Raw genomic sequence first — 16,943 nt, 5'->3', positions numbered from 1 at the left:
TCACCCCCCATCCACAGCGGGAGCACCCCCACCCATGCGTCTCTACCTGCTCGCTCTCAACCCCACCGATTCCGTCAGCGAGGGATTCCTCCCCGCAGCCGCCCGGCTCGGGCTGGACGTGACCGTCCTCACCGACCAGCCCGAGTCCTACCCCGGCACGGACGTCCTGGCGTGTGACGTACGGGACTTCCGGGCCGTGGTCTCCCGGATCTCCGGTCACCACCGGCCGGACGGCATCTTCACCAACAGCGACCACCTCCAGGTCCAAGCCGCCCTCGCCGCCTCCTACTTCGGGCTTCCGGGGAAGGACTGGCGGGCCGCGCTGCGCTGCAAGGACAAGGCGGAGATGCGGCGTTCACTCGGGGACGGGGTCTGGTCCGCCGAGATCAGCGCGCCCGTCGCGCCGGGGGCACTGGAGGCGCTGGAGGCGCCGTACCCGTGTGTCCTCAAGCCGCGTGAAGGCGTCGCCAGCGAGGACGTCGTCCTGGTGGCCGGGCCCGAGGAGTTGGCGGCCCGGTCCCGGGAGATCTTCGCCCGGCGGCCGGGGAGCGTGCTGGTCGTCGAGGAGTACCTCCCCGGCGAGCTGTACACGCTGGAGACACTCGGGGACGGACAGGTCCGGCACGTGCTCGGCGGGTTCCACACCGAGCTGTCGGACCCGCCGGGGTTCATCGAGGAGCGGATGACGTTCGTACCGGCGCACCCCGAGCCGGTGACCGAGCAGGTCCTCGCCCAACTCGACGCCCTCGGGGTCGGGTTCGGGATCTGCCACACCGAGTTCGTCGTGCACGAGGGGCGGGCCCGGCTCATCGAGGTCAACTACCGGGCGATCGGCGACCAGTGCGACCTGCTGCTGGCCCGTCTGCTGGACATCCCGCTCTTCGAGCACGTCCTGCGGACGCACCTGGGCGTCCCGCTCCCGGCCGACCTCGGCGCCCGGCACGACGGCGCCGCCCTGGTGGAGTACCCCTGCGCCGACCGCGCGGGCACGCTCGTCTCGGCCCCTGAGGCGGCCGAACTCGACCTGGACGGCGTCCGGGTGACGTACCGTCCGCTGCGGCAGGCCGGCGAGACGCACCCGCTGTACCGGACGAACCGCGACTACCTGGGAGTTCTCCGCGCCACGGGGACCGACCAGGAGACCGTGGACCGTGTCTCGGCGAAGTTCCTGGCCGACCGGCGCTGGGAGATCCAGCCGTGAACGCGGAGTTGACGCTCCGGGTGCTGAGCGCGCTGCTGCGCGAGGACGTCGTGAGCCTGCGCTCCCTCGGCTCCCTGGAGGAGTACCCCGACGGCCTGTGGATCCGCCGGGCCGACCTGCTGATGCCGGTCGAGCCCGACGGCTTCCAGGCCGACCACGCCGCCCGCCTCCCCCTCCTGAAGCGCACCGACGGCACCGAACTCACCTCGCACACCAGCATCCTGGCCGCCCTGCGCGACCTCGCCGCCCCCGATGACCGGCCCGGATTCGACGCGTTCGCGGAGGAATACCGGCAGACGGAGGAGACGGTACGGCTGCACGACGAGACGCGGACGGCCGTGCTGGACGCCCTCGCCGCACAGCACGGCGCCGACCCGGCCGAATGGTCCACCCTCGCCCTCGACACCCTCGCCGCCCGCCTCGACCACCCGGTGTACCCGACGGCGAGGGGGCGTGCCGGGCTCTCCTGCGAGCAACTCCGGCTGTACGCGCCCGAGTTCCATCCCACCTTCACCTTGAGGTGGGTCGCGGTACCCCGGGAGACGGTCACGTTCAGCGGGACGCTCCCCGCGCTGTGGCCGACGCTCGAAGCGCTGGGCTTGCCCGAGTTGACGGAGACTCATGTCCCGTTCCCCGTCCACCCGTTGACCATCGACGCCTTGCCTGCGGGCGTCGCCCTCTCCGACGTCCCGTATCTGGACGTCGTCCCCACCCTCTCCATGCGCACGGTCGCCGTCGCCGCCGACCCCACCCTCCACCTCAAACTCCCCCTCGCCACCTCGACGTTGGGTCTGCGCAACAAGCGCTCGATCAAGCCGGGGACGCTGGTGGACGGGGCTGCGGGGCAGCGGCTCGTGGAGTGGGTGCTGGAGCGGGAACCCCGGTTCCGGGAGAGCGTGCTGCACGCCGACGAGACGACGTACATGCACGCGGGGCACGAGTTGCTGGCGGTGCTGTGCCGTCGTCAGCCGAGCGAGACGGCCGTGCCGCTGGCGGCGCTGCTCGCTCAGGCTCCGGGCGGACGCCTGGTGGTCGACCATCTCGCGGACCGGTACCACGGGGGCGACCGACTCGCCTTCTTCGACGCCCTGTTCACCCTCCTGTTCGACTGGCACACCACCCTCTTCGGGTACGGCGTCGCCCTGGAGTCGCACCAGCAGAACGTGTCGGTCGTGCTCGAACCGGGGCGTATGCGGCTGCTGTTCAAGGACGACGACGGGCCGCGCGTCAACACCGAACGGCTGGGGCACAGGCCCGCCTTCGACGACGCCCGGACCTTCACCACCGAGGACGGTCCGGTCGCCGACGTCTTCACGACGATCACACTCCATCTCTGCGCCGGCGCCTACGCGTTCGGGCTGTCCGATCCCGCGATCCTGGACCTGATCCGGAACCGGCTCACCGAGGCCGTGGAGCGGCTCGGCGGGGACGCGGGGGCCGTGCTGCGCAAGCGGGTGCTCGAAGCGCCCCGGCTGCCGGTCAAGGCGATGGTGTCCGCCGGGACGCTGCTCAGCAAGGAGCGGTCCGGGGCGGCCGACGTCAACAAGCACTACACCGACGGGCCCAACTACCTGCTGCGGGACGGCTCATGAGCGCCCAGGACGTACGGGCACCCGAGTTCGGGCGCCCGCAGGTGTACGCGGTGGCGGGGTGCTACTTCGTCGCGTCGTTCGCCGCGCTGGGGCTGCCGCCGTATCTCACCGAGATCCTCCCGGAGTTGGGGGACCACCAGGCGCGGTGGGCGGGGGTGCTGTACGTGGTGCCGACGGTGTTCGGCGCGCTCGGCGCCCCGCTGTGGGGGCGGCTCGCGGACCGGTTCGGCCGCAAACGGCTGCTGCTGCGGGCCCAGTTGGGGCTGGCGCTGGCGTTCCTGCTCGCGGGGTGGGCGGACTCGCTGCTGACGTTCACGCTGGCGCTGGTCCTCCAGGGCATCCTGGGCGGGACGTTCGCCGCGTCCAACGGCTATCTGGGCGCGGCGCTCGAAGGGGCCGCGCTGTCGCGGGCGCTCACGCTGATGCAGGGCAGTGCGCGGGCCGCGCTGGTGGCGGCGCCGATCGTGGTCGGCTCGCTGTCGGGCTGGCTGTCACCGCACCGGCAGTACGCGCTCCTCGCCGTCCTGCCGCTGACGGCGGCCGTGCTGCTGGCGCTGCTGCCGGAACCGGCGCCGCGCGAACAGGCCGTCGAGCGGGCGGAGTCGGCCGTCGAGCACACGCCGCTCGTGTCCCTGCCGATGCTGTACGCGCTGGAGTGCGCGTTCGTGTTCTCCACTGTCATCTCCTTCCCGTATCTGATCTCCCTGGTCGACGAGCGGGCGCCCGGGACGTCGGCGGCGCTGTCCGGGGTGCTGTTCGCACTGCCCCACCTCTGTTACCTGGTGACGGCGTTGCCGGTGCACTCCGCGTTCCGGGACCGGCCGTTCGCCGGGCTCGGCCTGGGGTTCGTCCTCATCGCGCTGGGGCTCGCCGGGCACGGGGTGGCGGGGTCGCTGGCCACGCTGGTCCTGGTGCGGCTCGTGCTGGGCGCCGGGCTGACGCTCGGGCTCGTCTGTCTCTCCGTCCTCGCCGCCGACTGCGCTCGGGGGCGGGCGCCCGGCGGGATGTTCGGGTCGCTGGAGTTCTTCTCCAAGGCCGGCGCGGTCGCCGCCGGTGTCGCCGCCGCGGCGGGCAGCGCCCGCTACGGCCCCGCGGCACCCGTACTGACCGGCGGCGCCGCCGCAGCTCTCACCGCCCTCGCGGTCCTCATCCTCGCACCACGCACTCCCTGGAGCCGTTGATGCACTCCCTCACGACCGGACTGCCGACCACCTCTCTACCGACCACCTCTCTGCCGTCCGCCGAAGAGGCCGTCTCCCACACCCTTCTCAACTGTCTGCTGCGCGAGGTCTCCGGGCCCGAGCACCAGAGTGTCGTCACCGACGGCCACCTCCTGCTGCGCCTCCCCCGCCGGGGCGCCCTCCTGCGCGTCGCCGTGCGCCGCACCTCCCTCCTCGGCGCCCACCGCTTCACCGGTCCCGTCCACGAGCAACAGGGCGACGGCTGGGCGGAGATCGACTGGCGCCGGCTCGCCGAGCTCACCCGCGCGGAGTTGTCGCTGCGGACGGGGGTGCGCAACGACGAGTTCCTCGCGCAGGTCGCCTCCAGCCACGAGGCGATCGCGTCGGCACTGACAGGCGTGCACGGCAAGGCAGTTGACGATCCCTACCTGGCGTCCGAGCAGTCGCTGCTGTTCGGCCACCGCTTCCACCCCACCCCCAAGGCCCGCACCGGGGACCCGCGCGACTGGGCCGCGTTCGCGCCGGAGGCGAGGGCGACGTTCCCGCTGCGGTACCTCGCCGTCCGGCCGGAGCTGCTCGCCGAGGAGAGCGCCGAGGCGTGGGCGCCCGACGCGCTGGACGGACTGCGCGAGGCGCCCGAGGGGTACCGGCTGCTGCCGGTACACCCCTGGCAGTACGAGCATCTGCGCGAACACCCCCTGCTGCTGGCCGCGTTGGAGCACGGTGACGTCCTGGACCTCGGGACCGGGGGCCGGGAGTTCGCGGCGACGGCGTCCGTGCGGACCCTGTACGACGGCGAGACGTTCCTCAAGTTCAGCCTGAACGTGCGGATCACGAACTGTCTGCGCAAGAACAGCACTTACGAGCTGACGGGGGCCGTGGCCCTGACCCGCCTCCTCGATCCGGCGCTCCGCGACCTCGCGGAACGCTTCCCGGGAACCGGTGTGCTGCGTGAACCCGCCTACCGTTCACTGGCGTTGCCCGGCCAGGGCGGCACCCCGGACCGGGATCTCCTGGAGGGGTTCGGCGTGATCGTCCGCGAGGGACTCCCCCGGCGGCTGGCCCCCGGCACCACGGCCCTCCTCGCGGCGGCCGTCGCCGACGAGTTCCCGACCGGTGACGCCCAGATCGCCCGGCTCCTGCCGGACGGCTCCCCCGAGACGGCGCTCGCCTGGTGGTCGGCCTACCTGGACCTGCTCCTCCCGCCCGTCCTCGCCGCCTACTTCGACCACGGACTCGTCCTGGAACCGCACCTCCAGAACGTCCTGGTCTGCGTCGGCCCCACCGGCATGCCGGCCCAGGTCCTCTTCCGTGACCTGGAGGGCACCAAGCTGCTCCCCGAGCACCACTCCGACGCGCTCGCCGCCCTCCCGCCGGACGTCGCGGACCCCATGACGTACGACGCGCTGCGCGGCTGGGACCGGGTCGTGTACTGCCTGTTCGTCAACCACGTCGCCGAACTGCTCGCGGCTCTGGCGGACCTCCACCCGTCCCTGGAGGGCGAGTTGTGGGCGGGCGTCCGGTCGGCGCTCACCCGGTACGCCGAGCGCGAGGGATGCCCGCCGAGGCTCGCCGCCCTCCTCGCCGGGGTGCCGCTGCCCGCGAAGGCCAACCTCCTGACCCGCTGGGCACGCAAGGCCGACCGGGAGGCGGGGTACGTACGCCTCGCCTCGCCGCTCGCAAAGGCGCTGCACCTCTCGGGGAGCGTGGTCCGATGAACCGGGTGCACGAGTACGCCCTGACCCTGCCCGCCACCGAACTTCCGTCGTACGTGTACGACTTGGCGGCACTGCGCGACCATGCCGCCGCCGTGCGGGCCGCGTTGCCGCCTCGCGTCGAGGTGTACTACGCCGCCAAGGCGAACCCGGAGGCGGAGATCCTGCGGGCGCTGGGGCCGTACGTCGACGGGTACGAGGTGTCGTCCGGGGGGGAACTCGCCCACGTGGCGGGGGCGGTGCCCGGTCGGGCGCTGGCGTTCGGAGGGCCGGGGAAGACGCCGGACGAGGTGGCCGGGGCGCTGGCGGCCGGAGTCGAGCGGTTCCACGTGGAGAGCGAGGGGGAGCTGCGGATGCTCGCCGAACTCGCGGGCGGGCGGCGGGTTTCCGTGCTGCCCCGGGTCAACCTCGCCGTCCCCGAAGGGTCCCTGTCGGGCAGTCAGCTCGCGATGGGCGGGCGGCCCACGCCGTTCGGGATGGACCCCGAGCAGGCGGCGTCCGTCGCCCGCGTGCTCGCCTCAGGGACGTACGGGAACCTCGAACTCCTCGGCATCCACGCCCACTTGGCGAGCGGACTCGACGCTCCGGCACAGGTCGCCGTCGCGCGGGCCGTCGTCGAGTGGGCCACCGGGCTCGGGGTGCCGCTGGCCGAGGTCAACGTGGGGGGCGGAATGGCCGTCGACTACGGCGATCCCGAGCGGCGGTTCGACTGGGCGGCGTACGGGCAGGGGCTGGCTCACCTCACCGACGCGCATCCGGAGTTGACGCTGCGCATCGAGCCTGGGCGGGCACTCACCGCCTACTGCGGGTGGTACGTCACCGAGGTGCTGGACGTGAAGCGCAGCCACGGCGAGGACTTCGCGGTCGTGCGCGGCGGCACACACCACATGCGGACCCCTGCGACCAAGGGCCACGACCAGCCGTGCGTGGTCCTGCCGGTCGACAAGTGGGAACACCCGTGGCCGCGCGCCCGCACCGAGAGCGAACTCGTCACGCTGGCCGGGCAGTTGTGCACGCCCAAGGATCAACTGGCCCGGGGTGTCCCGGCGCCCGGCCTGCGGGCCGGGGATCGGGTGGCGTTCTCGATGGCGGGGGCGTACGCGTGGAACATCTCCCACCACGATTTCCTGATGCATCCACGGCCGGGGTTCCGGTTCCTGCGCTAGAGGTCACGGCATGAGGAAGGGCCGCCCGGCCGGGCGGCCCTTGTGCCATTGTCCAGGCGCGTTCAGCCCTCGATGGCCGGCAGCAGCCCCGTGACGGGGGCGGCGAGGTCGGTGAGCTGGTGCAGCTGGCCGAGCTCGTTGGGGATGCCGCCGAGCTTCTTCACCTCGCTGACCTGGCTGGACACGCGGGGCATCTTGTCCTGGTGCTCGGCGGGGATGTCGCTGACGGCGAGGTCGTCGAGCAGGGCGATCGGGTTGACCTTGCCGTCGGCCGGGACGGCGTCCGCGGCGCTCGCCATCGGGGCGGCGAGACCGGCGACCCCGGCGGCGAGAGCGGCGGCGGCAAGCATGCGTCGAGTGGAGATCATGCCCTCAGGAACGCGCCGGGCACCCGGCCGGTAACGGGTGGTGAGCGGCGCTCACTCGACAGGCTGAGCGCTTGCCGGGACCGGGACGGCGGAGGACGCTCGTAGGAGTGGGGGCCCTACGGCCCGTCCCCGTCTCGGCCCGCGGCCCTCCCCAGGAGGTCATCACCATGGGCACCGCGACCACCTTCGACACCGAGACCCTCCGCAGGGGAATCGAGGAGTCCTCCGACTCCGCCGGCCTGCTGTCCCTGTACGCCGACGACGCCGAGATCCACGTCATCGACCGCAACACCCAGCCCAGCCACCCCCTCGTCCTGCACGGCCGCGCCGAGATCGCCCGGATGCTCGACGACGTCTACAGCAGGGACATGACCCACAAACTGGAACACTGCGTCGTCCAGGGCGACGAACTCGCCTACACGGAGTCCTGCCGCTACGCCGACGGCACCCGCGTCCTCGCCGAGTCCGCCGTGTCCCTGCGGGACGGCAAGATCGTGCGGCAGACGATGATCCAGGCGTGGGACGAAGAGCCGCAGGGCTGACCCTCAAAAACCCCAGCCCCCACGCCACCCCTGGTCGTGGACCGCCCGCAGCCAGGGCCGCCGCACGGCCGGGTGACGGGCGAGGCGGCGCCGGAACACCCGCTGGTCCGGCCGCAGCGGCACGCGGTACGGACGGTCCGGCGTCGGATGGTCCCGCCACACCCCCTCGGGCAACCCCCCGGACGCCGGCACCGGCAGCACGTCCCGGTCGGGAGGCATGAACGCCAGATACAGCCACACCGAGGCATCCAACCGTCGGCCGCGACCAGAAGGTGGACCAGCACCGCCTGCCACCTGTTGCCCCGCATGCACCGGCAGCGCCACTTCCTCCACCGGCACCGTGAGTTCGGCGCCACATCCGCCGCAGACAAGAACATCCATCGCCGGTGATCCTTCACTCCCCGCGTCACCCGGGTCACCTGGTTTACCCTGTCCCCGGGCCGTGACTGGCGCTGAGGTGGGTCACCACCGGGGAGCGGCCCGGCTGAACTCCTGCCGCGCGCCTGGGCGACGACCACTGAAGTCGACCGCTCAAGGAGCGTGCACCGATGGCCCAGCTGATGGACGGCACCGCCCCGGCCGCCCGCATCGTCGAGAACGCGGCGAAGCGCGCGGCCCAACTCCCCACCCCGCCCTGCCTGGCGACCGTCCTCGTCGGCGAGGACCCGGCGTCGGTGACGTACGTCCGGATGAAGCGCAACCGGTGCCGCAAGGCGGGCATCGAGTCCCGTCACGTCGCACTCCCCGCGCGGACGACGACCGCCGAACTCGTCGCGAGGCTCACGGAGTTGTCGGCGGACCCCGGGGTGCACGGCATCCTCCTCCAGCACCCGATGGGCGAACACGTCGACGAGCGGGCGGCGTTCGAGGCGATCGCCCCGGAGAAGGACGTCGACGGCGTCACCTTCGCGTCGTTCGCGGCGATGAGTTTCGGCCTGCCGGGGTTCGTGTCGTGCACGCCGGGAGGGATCGTGCGGCTGCTGGACGAGTACGGGGTGGACCCGGCGGGGAAGCGGGCGGTGGTCGTCGGCCGGAGCGCGATCCTGGGCAAGCCGGTCGGGATGATGCTGCTGGCCCGGGACGCGACGGTCACGTACTGCCACTCGCGGACGAGGGAGCTGTCCCGGGTCGTGCGGGAGGCGGACATCGTCGTCGCCGCCGTCGGGCGACCCCGGCTGATCGGCGGGGACGCGGTCAAGCCCGGGGCTGTGGTGATCGACGCCGGGTACAACGCGGGGAACGTCGGGGACGTCGACTTCGAGGCGGTGCGGGAGCGGGCCTCGCTGATCACGCCGGTGCCGGGCGGGGTCGGTCCGATGACCATCGCGACGCTGCTGGAGCAGACGGTGGAGGCCGCCGCCCGGCAGCAAGGGGTGAAGTGACCCGGCTCACCGGGTGAACTGGCGCTTTCCGGTAGGTCGTTCTCGGGGCTCCCGCCGCCATACTGTCGATCGTGCGAGTCGCGATCATGACAGCGGGTTCCCGGGGTGACGTGGCCCCCTTCACCGGAGTCGGGCACGCCCTGGCGGGCGCCGGGCACGAGGTCACCCTGGTGACCCACGCCCGCTTCGAGCCCCTCGTCGCGGGGTCCGGGGTGGCCTTCCACGCCCTCCCCGTGGACCCCCGCGCCGAGCTGGAGTCCGCCCGCGGTCGGGCCCTGCACCGCAGCACCAGCGGCCTCGGCAAACTGGCTCGCGTGGTGGGTCTGGCGCGTTCCCTGGTCGCCGAGATGGCGGACGACGTCGTCGAGGCGGCCCGCGAGAGCGATGCGCTGCTGCTGTCGGCGTCCGTGTCCCCGCTGGGCCACGCCGTCGCGGACGCCCTGGGCCTCCCGGCGCTGGATCTCCCCCTCCAACCCCTGGCCGCCACCCGCCACTTCGCGCCTCCGATGCTCGCCGCGGGCTCCCTGGGACCGCACCTCAACCTGCTCCTCGGCCACGTGGTCGACCGCTCCGTCGACCACGTCTTCGCCCCCGCCCTCCCGGCAGTCCGCGCCCGCCTCGGCGTCCCCCGTCCTCCGCGCCGCCTGCGCCGGCCCCGCCGCCCGATGCTGCACGGCTTCAGCCCCCTCGTCGTCCCCCGCCCCACCGACTGGCGCCCCGGCCTCGACGTCACCGGCTACTGGTGGCCCTACGACACCTCGGCCGAACTCCCCGCGCGTCTCAAGGAGTTCCTCGACGCCGGGCCCCCTCCCGTCTTCATCGGCCTGGGCAGCGCGACGGTCCCCGACCCGGCGGGCCTGAGCGCCGAGATCGCCCGGGCGCTGCGCCTGGCGGGGCTGCGCGGCGTCGTCCAGCGGGGCTGGGCGGATCTCGCGGTGGAGGGCGACGGCCTCCTCACCGTCGACGACGTACCGCACTCCCTCCTCTTCCCCCGCATGGCGGCGGTCGTCCACCACTGCGGCGCCGGGACGACCGCGGCCGGCATCCGCGCGGGTGTGCCGTCGGTGCCGGTGCCGATCCAGTTCGACGAGGGTTTCTGGGCGGGGCGGCTGGTGTCGCTGGGGGTGGCCCCGGAGTCGCTGACGCTGGGCGGGCTGTCTGCCGAACGGCTGGCGCGGGCGCTGAGGCGGGCCACCCGGGAACGCGGATTCGCCGAGCGGGCACGGGAGTTGGGGGAACGGGTGCGGGCGGAGGACGGGGTGGCGAGGGTGGTGGAGGCGGTGGGGAGACTCGGGTGAGTCAGCGGCCCACCGGCGGTTCCCGCACCGGCCACTCCCCCACCGGCCGCAGAATCCCCAGCAACTGCCGCACCAGCTCGTCCACCACCTCGTCCAGCGCCGCCTCCACCCACCCCGCGCTCCAGTCGTGCAGCAGTCCGTTCACGCTGCCGATGAACGCGGTTGCCGGGAGGCGGTAGTCCCGGTCGACGGCCTCTCCCCGGGCCGCGGCCGCGCTCGCCTCGGTGACGATCAGGTCGATCCAGCGGGCACGCCGCGCGAGGCGCTGGGATTCGAGGCGGGGGCTGACGCCGACGATCTCGACGAAGGTGATGCGGATCCGGCGGGGGTCGGTGGTGACGTTGCGGGCGTAGGCGCGGAAGATCGCGGTGACGCGTTCGACGAGGGGGAGGCTGTCGACGGCGGCGAAGGTGTCGAGGACGGCCTCCTCTGCCCAGTCGTTGACCTGGAGGTGGAGGGCGGCGAGGACGTCCTCCAGGGTGCGGAACTCCTCGTAGAACTGGCGGGTGGACAGGCCCGCGGCCTCGCTGAGGGCGGCGACCGTGGTGCTGCGGTAGCCGGGTGACCCGCCAAACAGCTCCAGCGCGGCGGTCAGGAACCGGCGGCGGCGTTCCGCCTGTCGTTCCTCCGCGCTCCTCCCGCCGTACCGGCCGGTCGGCCCTTTCAGCCTGCCCGCCAATGGTCCTCCTCTTCCGTTCTGTTCCGTGCCTGCGCCGATTTTGTCGTGTCAGCAGTCTTGTGGCGAACCCCGCCCCCTCCTTACTTTCCAGTAAGTCAGGTCTGAATCCGCACGTCTTCAGATCTGGCGGAGCCGTGTTCACCCATGTCACCGCCCCCGAAGGAGAGAACACTCCCCATGCCTGCTGTCCGACCCAGGCACCTGTGTACGCTCGCCGCCGCTCTCACTCTGACCCTTGCCGCCCCCCTCGCCTCCGCACAGGCCGCCCCGGACGCGGCGGACCTGCGCGAGGTCATGTTCGTCGGGAACAACTGGGACGGTACCGCCGACGTCATCAAGTCGACGGGCGACTTCGCGAAGATCGGCCGGATCAACGTCATCCCCGACAAGGCTCAGCGGATCGCCGAGATCAACGCCAACCCCATCAAGTGGATCTACTACATGGCGATCCGCAACGGCGTCGGCGAGGGGCACGACCAGTACGTGGACGACATGTACACCACGCCCGACGGGTCGTCGGTGGTCGTCTCCCGCCCCAGCTTCGCCGACGTCGTCTCGATCAACCTCGCCACCGGGGCGATCAACTGGCGCTTCCCGGTGTCCGGTTACCGCTCGGACCACATGGCGGTCTCCCCCGACGGCACCCGTGTCGCGGTCTCCGCCTCGATCTCCAACACCGTGCACGTGCTGGACATCGACACGGGCCGCCAGCTGGGGAAGTTCGCGACCGGCGACAAGCCGCACGAGAACATCTTCACCAAGGACGGCAAGTACATCTACAACATGGCGATCGGGGACGTGAACACGAACCTCGACGCGCCCTGGCAGGACTTCACGAAGGGCGACCGGCGCATCACGGTCGTCGACGCGAACACCTATCAGCAGGTCAAGATCATCGACATGCGTCCGAAGCTGGACGCGATCGGCCTGAAGGACTTCTCGGACGCGGTCCGCCCGGCGGTCTTCTCGCCGGACGAGTCGAAGCTGTACTTCCAGGTGTCGTTCTTCAACGGCTTCTTCGAGTACGACCTCGCCACCGACCGCATCACCCGTACGAAGACCCTCCCGAAGAACCCGGCGACCAGCGACGACCGCACGACGTTCGTCAACGACTCCCGCCACCACGGCCTCTCCATGAGCCCCGACGGCAGCAAGCTGTGCGTCGCGGGCACGATGGACGACTACGCGACCGTCGTGAACCGCACGACCCTCCAGGAGGGCCCGCTGGTCACCGCCTCCAAGCCGTACTGGGCGACGGTCAGCGGCGACGGCAAGGCGTGCGTCATCTCGGAGAGCGGCGCGGACCAGGTCACTGCGATCGACTTCGCGACCGGCCAGAAGCTGACGTCGGTCCCGGTGGGCGACCATCCGCAGCGCGTGCGGATCGGGCACGTCGCCGCGACGTGGACGAGCCCGTCCTGATCACGGACGGCCGCGCCCCCTGAGACCAGGGGGCGCGGTCGCGTGCTCAACCGAACTTCTGCGCCACCCAGTTCGCCAGTTCCGTCCGCGCGGCGGCCAGCGCGGCGGCGGACGGCGCGCTCGCCCCGTTGGTGACCAGCGCGTAGTGCAGGGTGCCCGAGTCGGCGGTGTTCAGCAGGAGTCGCCGGCTGCCCGTGCCGCCGGGCTCGGCGGCGGCCCCGATCTTCGTGGCGGCGCTGTAGGGGGCCGGCCCGTACACCGTCCCGAGGTCGGAGACGACGGTGGTCGTCGCGGTCGGGAAGGACGCCGGGAGGTGCAGTTCGGTGGGTGCCGAGCCGCCGCCGGAGCGCCACACCAGCACGCTGTACTGCCCGGAGCCGACGAGCGAGGACACGTTCGGCAGGGTGCTCGGGACCGGGTTCCAGGTCAGGACGGTCGAGCCGTCCCGCGAGCGGTCCTCGTAGGTGAAGGCGAGCGTCGTACCGGCCGTGGCGCTCGGGTAGACCCGGTCGAGGAGCCGGGCGTCCTGCCGCAGGACGGGGGTGCCGGAGTCGTCGAGGCGGACGGAGGAGAGGTCCTCGTCGTTCCAGCCGTCGGCGGCGGTGACGAGCTTGTCGGGGTTGTCGTTCATGTACTCGCGGTGGCGGCCGTGGTAGATGTCCCACTGCCACTGCGAACCGGACAGCACGGAACCGGAGTTGGCCGGTCCGGTCCACCAGTTCCCGCCCTTCACGCGGGAGTCGAGGGCCTGGTACATCGCCTTGAGGACGGTCGGCGCCTTGCCGGCGACCACGCCGTTCAGGGGGTGGCCGAACTCGCTGACGATCGCGGTGGTGCCGCCGGCCGTGGCGCGGTCGCGGACGGTGCCGAAGTCGCCCACGTACTGGCCGTTGGAGGCGTTGCCCCACATCAGGATGCCGGAGATGGCCTTCTGGTCGTAGAAGTGGGTGTTGAAGACGTACCGGGAGCCGAGGGTGCCGACGTCGAGGAGACCGCCCTCCTGCTTGCTGACGTTGCCGTTCCAGAAGAGGTTCGGTTCGACGAGGGCGGGTTTGTCCTGCCAGCCCGCCGCATCCATGCGGGCGCGGAACTTAACGTAGAACGGCCACAGGACGTTCTTCTCCCAACTCCGGCTGTTCTCACCGGAGTCGTACTTGCCGGCGTAGGGCTCGTTGTAGGGGTCGAAGCCGAGGACGCCGGCGAACTGGTCCGCCGTCAGGTTCTGCTTGAGGTGGGCCATCACCTTCTGGGCGGTGTCCAGGAAGCTGTCCTGGAGGCCGTACCTGTTGTGCCAGAAGTCGTACTGGGCGGCCTGCACGGCGGAGTTCTGGGTGATGTTCTGGCCCCACATGATGCAGATGCCGCAGGACTCCCGGGAGTAACCGCCCAGGTCCACAGCCCACTTGGGGGCGCCGTCGCCGGTGTACCAGCTGCCGGTGTTGAAGAGGTGGCGGGAGTAGAGGTCCTGGTGGAAGTCGGGGTAGACGCGGATCCCGGCGTCGAGGAAGGCGCCCATCTGGGCGGTGGCCGCCGCGAGGTAGGCGGCGTCCGTCCGGCCCCGGACGGGTTCGGCGTAGGCCCAGGAGAGGAGGAAGCGGACGGAGTTTCCGCCGCCGAGAGCGCGCAGGGCCTGGGCCGACTTCCTGGCGTCGGCGACGGAGGCGAAGGGCAGGCCGTTGTTCTCGGCGAGCTTGGTCTCGCCGGAGACGTTGTAGCCGCGCAGCACGACCTCGCGGCCGGCGCCGTCGACGAAGCGGCCGTTCGACACGGTGAGGGCGGTGCCGTCGAACGGCAGGGAGCCGGGGACAGGGGCGGCGGCGGCCGGGGAGGCCGGCGCCGTCGAGAATCCGCAGAGGACGACCAGAACAGGGAGCAGACGGGCCCGGATCTTCGGCATGGCCCTTACAGTCGGGTGCTTTCAAGACAGCGTCAAGACTTATGACTCATGAGTAAGTTTCCACTTTTACCGCCCCGCCTCCGTCACGACCCCCGAATGATCCTTTACCTACGCATGGCGAACAGGAACAGTCGGTATACCGTCTCTTCGGTACAGAAGTAGCAAAGTTTGCAGTTCAGGGATTCTGGAGGTGGTCATGTCGCTGACCGGAACGGCGTTCTTCGTCGTCCTCGTCGCGTCGACCGCGCTGGCGGTGGTCGTGACCATCGCGTTGTGGGCGAGGGTGCGCGGACCCCGCGTGGTGCGGTGGGTCGTGCAGGCGGTGATGATCGGGGTGTGCCAGCTGACCGCGATCTCCGTGGTGGCCGTGTGGATCAACAACAGCTACGGCCTGTACGCCTCCTGGGACGACCTGATGGGCACCGGCAACGCCACGGCGATCACCATGCCGGGGCCGCCCGTCAACCGGGCCAAGTTCAGCAAGGGCACGCAGGGCGGGGTGCTCGACACGTACTTCCGGGGCAAGAAGTCGCTGCTGTCCGGACAGGTGCTGGTGTGGACGCCGCCGGAGTACGACGAGGCCGCGTACCGCACGAAGAAGTTCCCGGTGCTGATGCTGCTGCACGGGGTGCCGGGATCGCCTCAGTCGTGGCTGGAGCACGGGGGGATGCCCGGTGACTTCGCTGACCTGCTGGCGCAGCGGACCGTGCACCCGTTCATCCTCGTGATGCCGGTCGTGAACCCGGGGAGTGTCGACACGGACTGTAGTGACCTGCCGAACCACAAGGTCGCGACGTGGCTCTCCGACGACGTCCCCGACCTGATCCGTTCCAAGTTCCGGACGCTGTCCGGGCCCGGTGGGTGGGGTGTCGCGGGCTACTCGACGGGCGGGTTCTGCGCGGTGAAGCTGCCTCTCCAGTTCCCGAAGGTCTTCGGTGCGGGTGCCGCGCTCGACCCCGATCCCCTCACCGGCGACCCCGACGTCCTCACCGACCCCGCCGTCCGCCGCCTCAACTCCCCCACCCACATGGTCAAGGGCACGAAGGCGCGCGTCAGCCTCTTCCTCGCGACGTCCCGCCAGGACCGGCTGAGCCCCGCCTCCTCCATCGAACAGTTCGTCGCGGCCGCCGCGGGCACGCAGGTGGAGATCCGCACGCAACTGCTGAGCAGCGGCGGCCACAACTACAACACGTGGAAGGCGGAGTATCCGGAGGCTTTCACGATGCTCAGCCAGTGGCTGAGGGCACCTCGCTGACGACACAGCCCCCGCCGGACCCGCACCTCACCCCAACCGCATCTCGCACCACACCTGCTTCCCCCCGCTCACCGGCACCGTCCCCCACGCCTCCGACACCGCCTCCACCAGCAGGATCCCCCGCCCTCCGGTCGCCTCCCAGTTCAGTCCTGTCGGTTTGACCGGGGTGCGGGGGGAGGTGTCGGTGACGGCCAGGCGGAGGCGGGGGCCGAGGAGGGTGATGTCGAGGCGGACCTGGCCGTCGGTGTGGACGAGGGCGTTGGTGACGAGTTCGGAGACGGCCAGGAGGGGGGCGTCCATGGACGTCTCGGGCACGCCCCAGCCCCGCAGCGTGCGCCGGGCGAAGCGGCGGGCGTGGCGGGCCGCTTCGGGGACGCGCCAGACGGTCCAGCCCTCGCGCAGGGGCTTCACCGCCATGCCGTCGTAGCGCAGGAGGAGCAGGGCGATGTCGTCCCCCCGGTGCGCGTTCGCGAGGAGCGTGTCCGCGACGAGGTCGAGGTGGGCGGGGTCGGCGCCGGCCAGCCCCGCGCGCAGGCGCTCGAAACCGTCGTCCATGGACACGCTCGCGGACTCCACGAGCCCGTCCGTGGTGAGGACGACGACCGTGCCGGGGCTCAGCCGCAGCGGAGTCATCGGGAACTCCGCCTGCGGGAGGACCCCGAGCGGCGGGCCCCCGTCGTCGTCGACGACCTCGGTGGAGCCGTCCGGGTGACACAGGGCCGGCGGCGGGTGGCCCGCGCGGACGCACCACGCCGTCCCGGTCTCCATGTCGACGTCGACGTACACGCAGGTCGCGAAGAGGTCCGTCTCCAGTTCGAGGAGGAGCCGGTTGGCGTGGGCGACGACGACGTCCGGCGGGTGCCCCTCGGTGGAGTAGGCGCGCAGCGCGGTCCGCATCTGCCCCATGAGGGTCGCGGCGGCGGTGCTGTGCCCCTGGACGTCCCCGATGACGAGGGCGACGTGGTGGTCGGGCAGCGGGATGACGTCGTACCAGTCGCCGCCGACCTCCAGACCGGCCGTGGCCGGCAGGTACCGGGCGACGGCGAGGCCGCCGGGCAGGCGGGGCAGGCTGCGGGGCAGGAGCTGGCGCTGGAGCATGCCGACGAGTTCGTGCTCGGCGTCGAAGGCGTGGGCGCGGGTGAGGGCCTGTCCGGCGAGCCCGGCGGAGGCGGTGAGGAGGGCGCGTTCGTCGGGCCCGAAGTCGTGCGGGTCGTTCCAGCCGACGAGGCACGCCCCGACCGTACG

15 protein-coding genes and 1 riboswitch are annotated in these 16,943 nt (G+C 71.7%); of the genes, 10 read left to right on the top strand and 5 right to left on the bottom strand.

Annotated elements, in window-relative coordinates; all coding sequences use genetic code 11:
- Positions 1 to 34: 34 nt before the first annotated feature.
- Genes ACVNF4_RS11930 through ACVNF4_RS11910 form a run of 5 tightly spaced genes read left to right on the top strand, consistent with a single transcriptional unit; the run spans position 35 to position 6,855 of the window.
- Complete coding sequence (locus tag ACVNF4_RS11930; protein ID WP_461802723.1) at positions 35 to 1,201, top strand: ATP-grasp domain-containing protein; 1,167 nt, start codon at positions 35 to 37, stop codon at positions 1,199 to 1,201.
- On the top strand, positions 1,198 to 2,793 hold the full coding sequence (locus ACVNF4_RS11925) for an IucA/IucC family protein (protein ID WP_461802722.1): 1,596 nt from the start codon (positions 1,198 to 1,200) through the stop codon (positions 2,791 to 2,793). The genes ACVNF4_RS11930 and ACVNF4_RS11925 overlap by 4 nt, the downstream gene beginning before the upstream one ends.
- A complete protein-coding gene (locus ACVNF4_RS11920; RefSeq protein ID WP_461802721.1) occupies positions 2,790 to 3,974 on the top strand; it encodes an MFS transporter in 1,185 nt (394 codons plus the stop codon). Before ACVNF4_RS11925 ends, ACVNF4_RS11920 begins: the two co-directional genes overlap by 4 nt.
- The gene (locus tag ACVNF4_RS11915; RefSeq protein WP_461802720.1) at positions 3,974 to 5,692 is read left to right on the top strand and encodes an IucA/IucC family protein; all 1,719 of its coding nucleotides are present in this window, start codon (positions 3,974 to 3,976) and stop codon (positions 5,690 to 5,692) included. Before ACVNF4_RS11920 ends, ACVNF4_RS11915 begins: the two co-directional genes overlap by 1 nt.
- Positions 5,689 to 6,855, top strand: a complete 1,167-nt coding sequence (locus ACVNF4_RS11910) for a type III PLP-dependent enzyme (RefSeq protein WP_461802719.1) — start codon at positions 5,689 to 5,691, stop codon at positions 6,853 to 6,855. The genes ACVNF4_RS11915 and ACVNF4_RS11910 overlap by 4 nt, the downstream gene beginning before the upstream one ends.
- Positions 6,856 to 6,917: 62 nt before the next feature.
- Here ACVNF4_RS11910 and ACVNF4_RS11905 read toward each other — a convergent pair whose 3' ends face one another.
- Positions 6,918 to 7,223, bottom strand: a complete 306-nt coding sequence (locus tag ACVNF4_RS11905; RefSeq protein ID WP_461802718.1) for a hypothetical protein — start codon at positions 7,221 to 7,223, stop codon at positions 6,918 to 6,920.
- 167 nt (positions 7,224 to 7,390) lie between these two features.
- Here ACVNF4_RS11905 and ACVNF4_RS11900 point away from each other — a divergent pair, with 167 nt between their 5' ends.
- Positions 7,391 to 7,765 (top strand): nuclear transport factor 2 family protein, encoded by a 375-nt coding sequence (locus tag ACVNF4_RS11900; RefSeq protein WP_461802717.1) that lies wholly within the window; start codon positions 7,391 to 7,393, stop codon positions 7,763 to 7,765.
- A gap of 3 nt (positions 7,766 to 7,768) precedes the next feature.
- On the opposite strand, the gene ACVNF4_RS11895 is transcribed toward ACVNF4_RS11900, so the two are convergent.
- Positions 7,769 to 8,146: a hypothetical protein gene (locus ACVNF4_RS11895; protein ID WP_461802716.1), complete on the bottom strand. Its 378-nt coding sequence runs from the start codon at positions 8,144 to 8,146 to the stop codon at positions 7,769 to 7,771.
- A 51-nt stretch (positions 8,147 to 8,197) separates the two neighbouring features.
- Positions 8,198 to 8,281: riboswitch (ZMP/ZTP riboswitch) on the top strand.
- A 32-nt stretch (positions 8,282 to 8,313) separates the two neighbouring features.
- Here ACVNF4_RS11895 and ACVNF4_RS11890 point away from each other — a divergent pair.
- Together ACVNF4_RS11890 and ACVNF4_RS11885 are read left to right on the top strand one after the other, a co-directional pair.
- Complete coding sequence (locus tag ACVNF4_RS11890) at positions 8,314 to 9,147, top strand: bifunctional 5,10-methylenetetrahydrofolate dehydrogenase/5,10-methenyltetrahydrofolate cyclohydrolase (protein ID WP_461802715.1); 834 nt, start codon at positions 8,314 to 8,316, stop codon at positions 9,145 to 9,147.
- Between the two features lie 86 nt (positions 9,148 to 9,233).
- Positions 9,234 to 10,445 (top strand): glycosyltransferase, encoded by a 1,212-nt coding sequence (locus ACVNF4_RS11885; RefSeq protein ID WP_461802735.1) that lies wholly within the window; start codon positions 9,234 to 9,236, stop codon positions 10,443 to 10,445.
- A gap of 1 nt (position 10,446) precedes the next feature.
- Here ACVNF4_RS11885 and ACVNF4_RS11880 read toward each other — a convergent pair whose 3' ends face one another.
- A complete protein-coding gene (locus tag ACVNF4_RS11880; RefSeq protein WP_461802714.1) occupies positions 10,447 to 11,124 on the bottom strand; it encodes a TetR/AcrR family transcriptional regulator in 678 nt (225 codons plus the stop codon).
- Positions 11,125 to 11,301: 177 nt separating this feature from the next.
- Here ACVNF4_RS11880 and ACVNF4_RS11875 point away from each other — a divergent pair, with 177 nt between their 5' ends.
- The gene (locus tag ACVNF4_RS11875) at positions 11,302 to 12,546 is read left to right on the top strand and encodes a YncE family protein (protein WP_461802713.1); all 1,245 of its coding nucleotides are present in this window, start codon (positions 11,302 to 11,304) and stop codon (positions 12,544 to 12,546) included.
- Between the two features lie 46 nt (positions 12,547 to 12,592).
- Here ACVNF4_RS11875 and ACVNF4_RS11870 read toward each other — a convergent pair whose 3' ends face one another.
- Positions 12,593 to 14,443: an endoglycosylceramidase gene (locus tag ACVNF4_RS11870; RefSeq protein ID WP_461802712.1), complete on the bottom strand. Its 1,851-nt coding sequence runs from the start codon at positions 14,441 to 14,443 to the stop codon at positions 12,593 to 12,595.
- 196 nt (positions 14,444 to 14,639) lie between these two features.
- Here ACVNF4_RS11870 and ACVNF4_RS11865 point away from each other — a divergent pair, with 196 nt between their 5' ends.
- The gene (locus ACVNF4_RS11865; RefSeq protein ID WP_461802711.1) at positions 14,640 to 15,698 is read left to right on the top strand and encodes an alpha/beta hydrolase; all 1,059 of its coding nucleotides are present in this window, start codon (positions 14,640 to 14,642) and stop codon (positions 15,696 to 15,698) included.
- A 27-nt stretch (positions 15,699 to 15,725) separates the two neighbouring features.
- Here ACVNF4_RS11865 and ACVNF4_RS11860 read toward each other — a convergent pair.
- Positions 15,726 to 16,943, bottom strand: a 1,218-nt coding sequence (locus tag ACVNF4_RS11860; protein ID WP_461802710.1) for an ATP-binding SpoIIE family protein phosphatase, incomplete at its 5' end; no start/stop codon positions are given.

The sequence above is a fragment of the Streptomyces sp. S6 genome (assembly GCF_054880855.1).
The sequence above is the reverse complement of the archived record's forward strand: the minus strand, read 5'-3'. Positions and strand labels throughout refer to the sequence as shown.

Excerpts from the sequence above, each read along its gene's own strand:
- ACVNF4_RS11890 (WP_461802715.1), top strand. The coding sequence starts at position 8,314 with ATGGCCCAGCTGATGGACGGCACCGCCCCGGCCGCCCGCATCGTCGAG.
- ACVNF4_RS11875 (WP_461802713.1), top strand. The coding sequence starts at position 11,302 with ATGCCTGCTGTCCGACCCAGGCACCTGTGTACGCTCGCCGCCGCTCTC.
- ACVNF4_RS11895 (WP_461802716.1), bottom strand. The coding sequence starts at position 8,146 with ATGGATGTTCTTGTCTGCGGCGGATGTGGCGCCGAACTCACGGTGCCG.
- ACVNF4_RS11910 (WP_461802719.1), top strand. The coding sequence starts at position 5,689 with ATGAACCGGGTGCACGAGTACGCCCTGACCCTGCCCGCCACCGAACTT.
- ACVNF4_RS11900 (WP_461802717.1), top strand. The coding sequence starts at position 7,391 with ATGGGCACCGCGACCACCTTCGACACCGAGACCCTCCGCAGGGGAATC.
- ACVNF4_RS11885 (WP_461802735.1), top strand. The coding sequence starts at position 9,234 with ATGACAGCGGGTTCCCGGGGTGACGTGGCCCCCTTCACCGGAGTCGGG.
- ACVNF4_RS11915 (WP_461802720.1), top strand. The coding sequence starts at position 3,974 with ATGCACTCCCTCACGACCGGACTGCCGACCACCTCTCTACCGACCACC.
- ACVNF4_RS11930 (WP_461802723.1), top strand. The coding sequence starts at position 35 with ATGCGTCTCTACCTGCTCGCTCTCAACCCCACCGATTCCGTCAGCGAG.
- ACVNF4_RS11905 (WP_461802718.1), bottom strand. The coding sequence starts at position 7,223 with ATGATCTCCACTCGACGCATGCTTGCCGCCGCCGCTCTCGCCGCCGGG.
- ACVNF4_RS11870 (WP_461802712.1), bottom strand. The coding sequence starts at position 14,443 with ATGCCGAAGATCCGGGCCCGTCTGCTCCCTGTTCTGGTCGTCCTCTGC.
- ACVNF4_RS11865 (WP_461802711.1), top strand. The coding sequence starts at position 14,640 with ATGTCGCTGACCGGAACGGCGTTCTTCGTCGTCCTCGTCGCGTCGACC.
- ACVNF4_RS11920 (WP_461802721.1), top strand. The coding sequence starts at position 2,790 with ATGAGCGCCCAGGACGTACGGGCACCCGAGTTCGGGCGCCCGCAGGTG.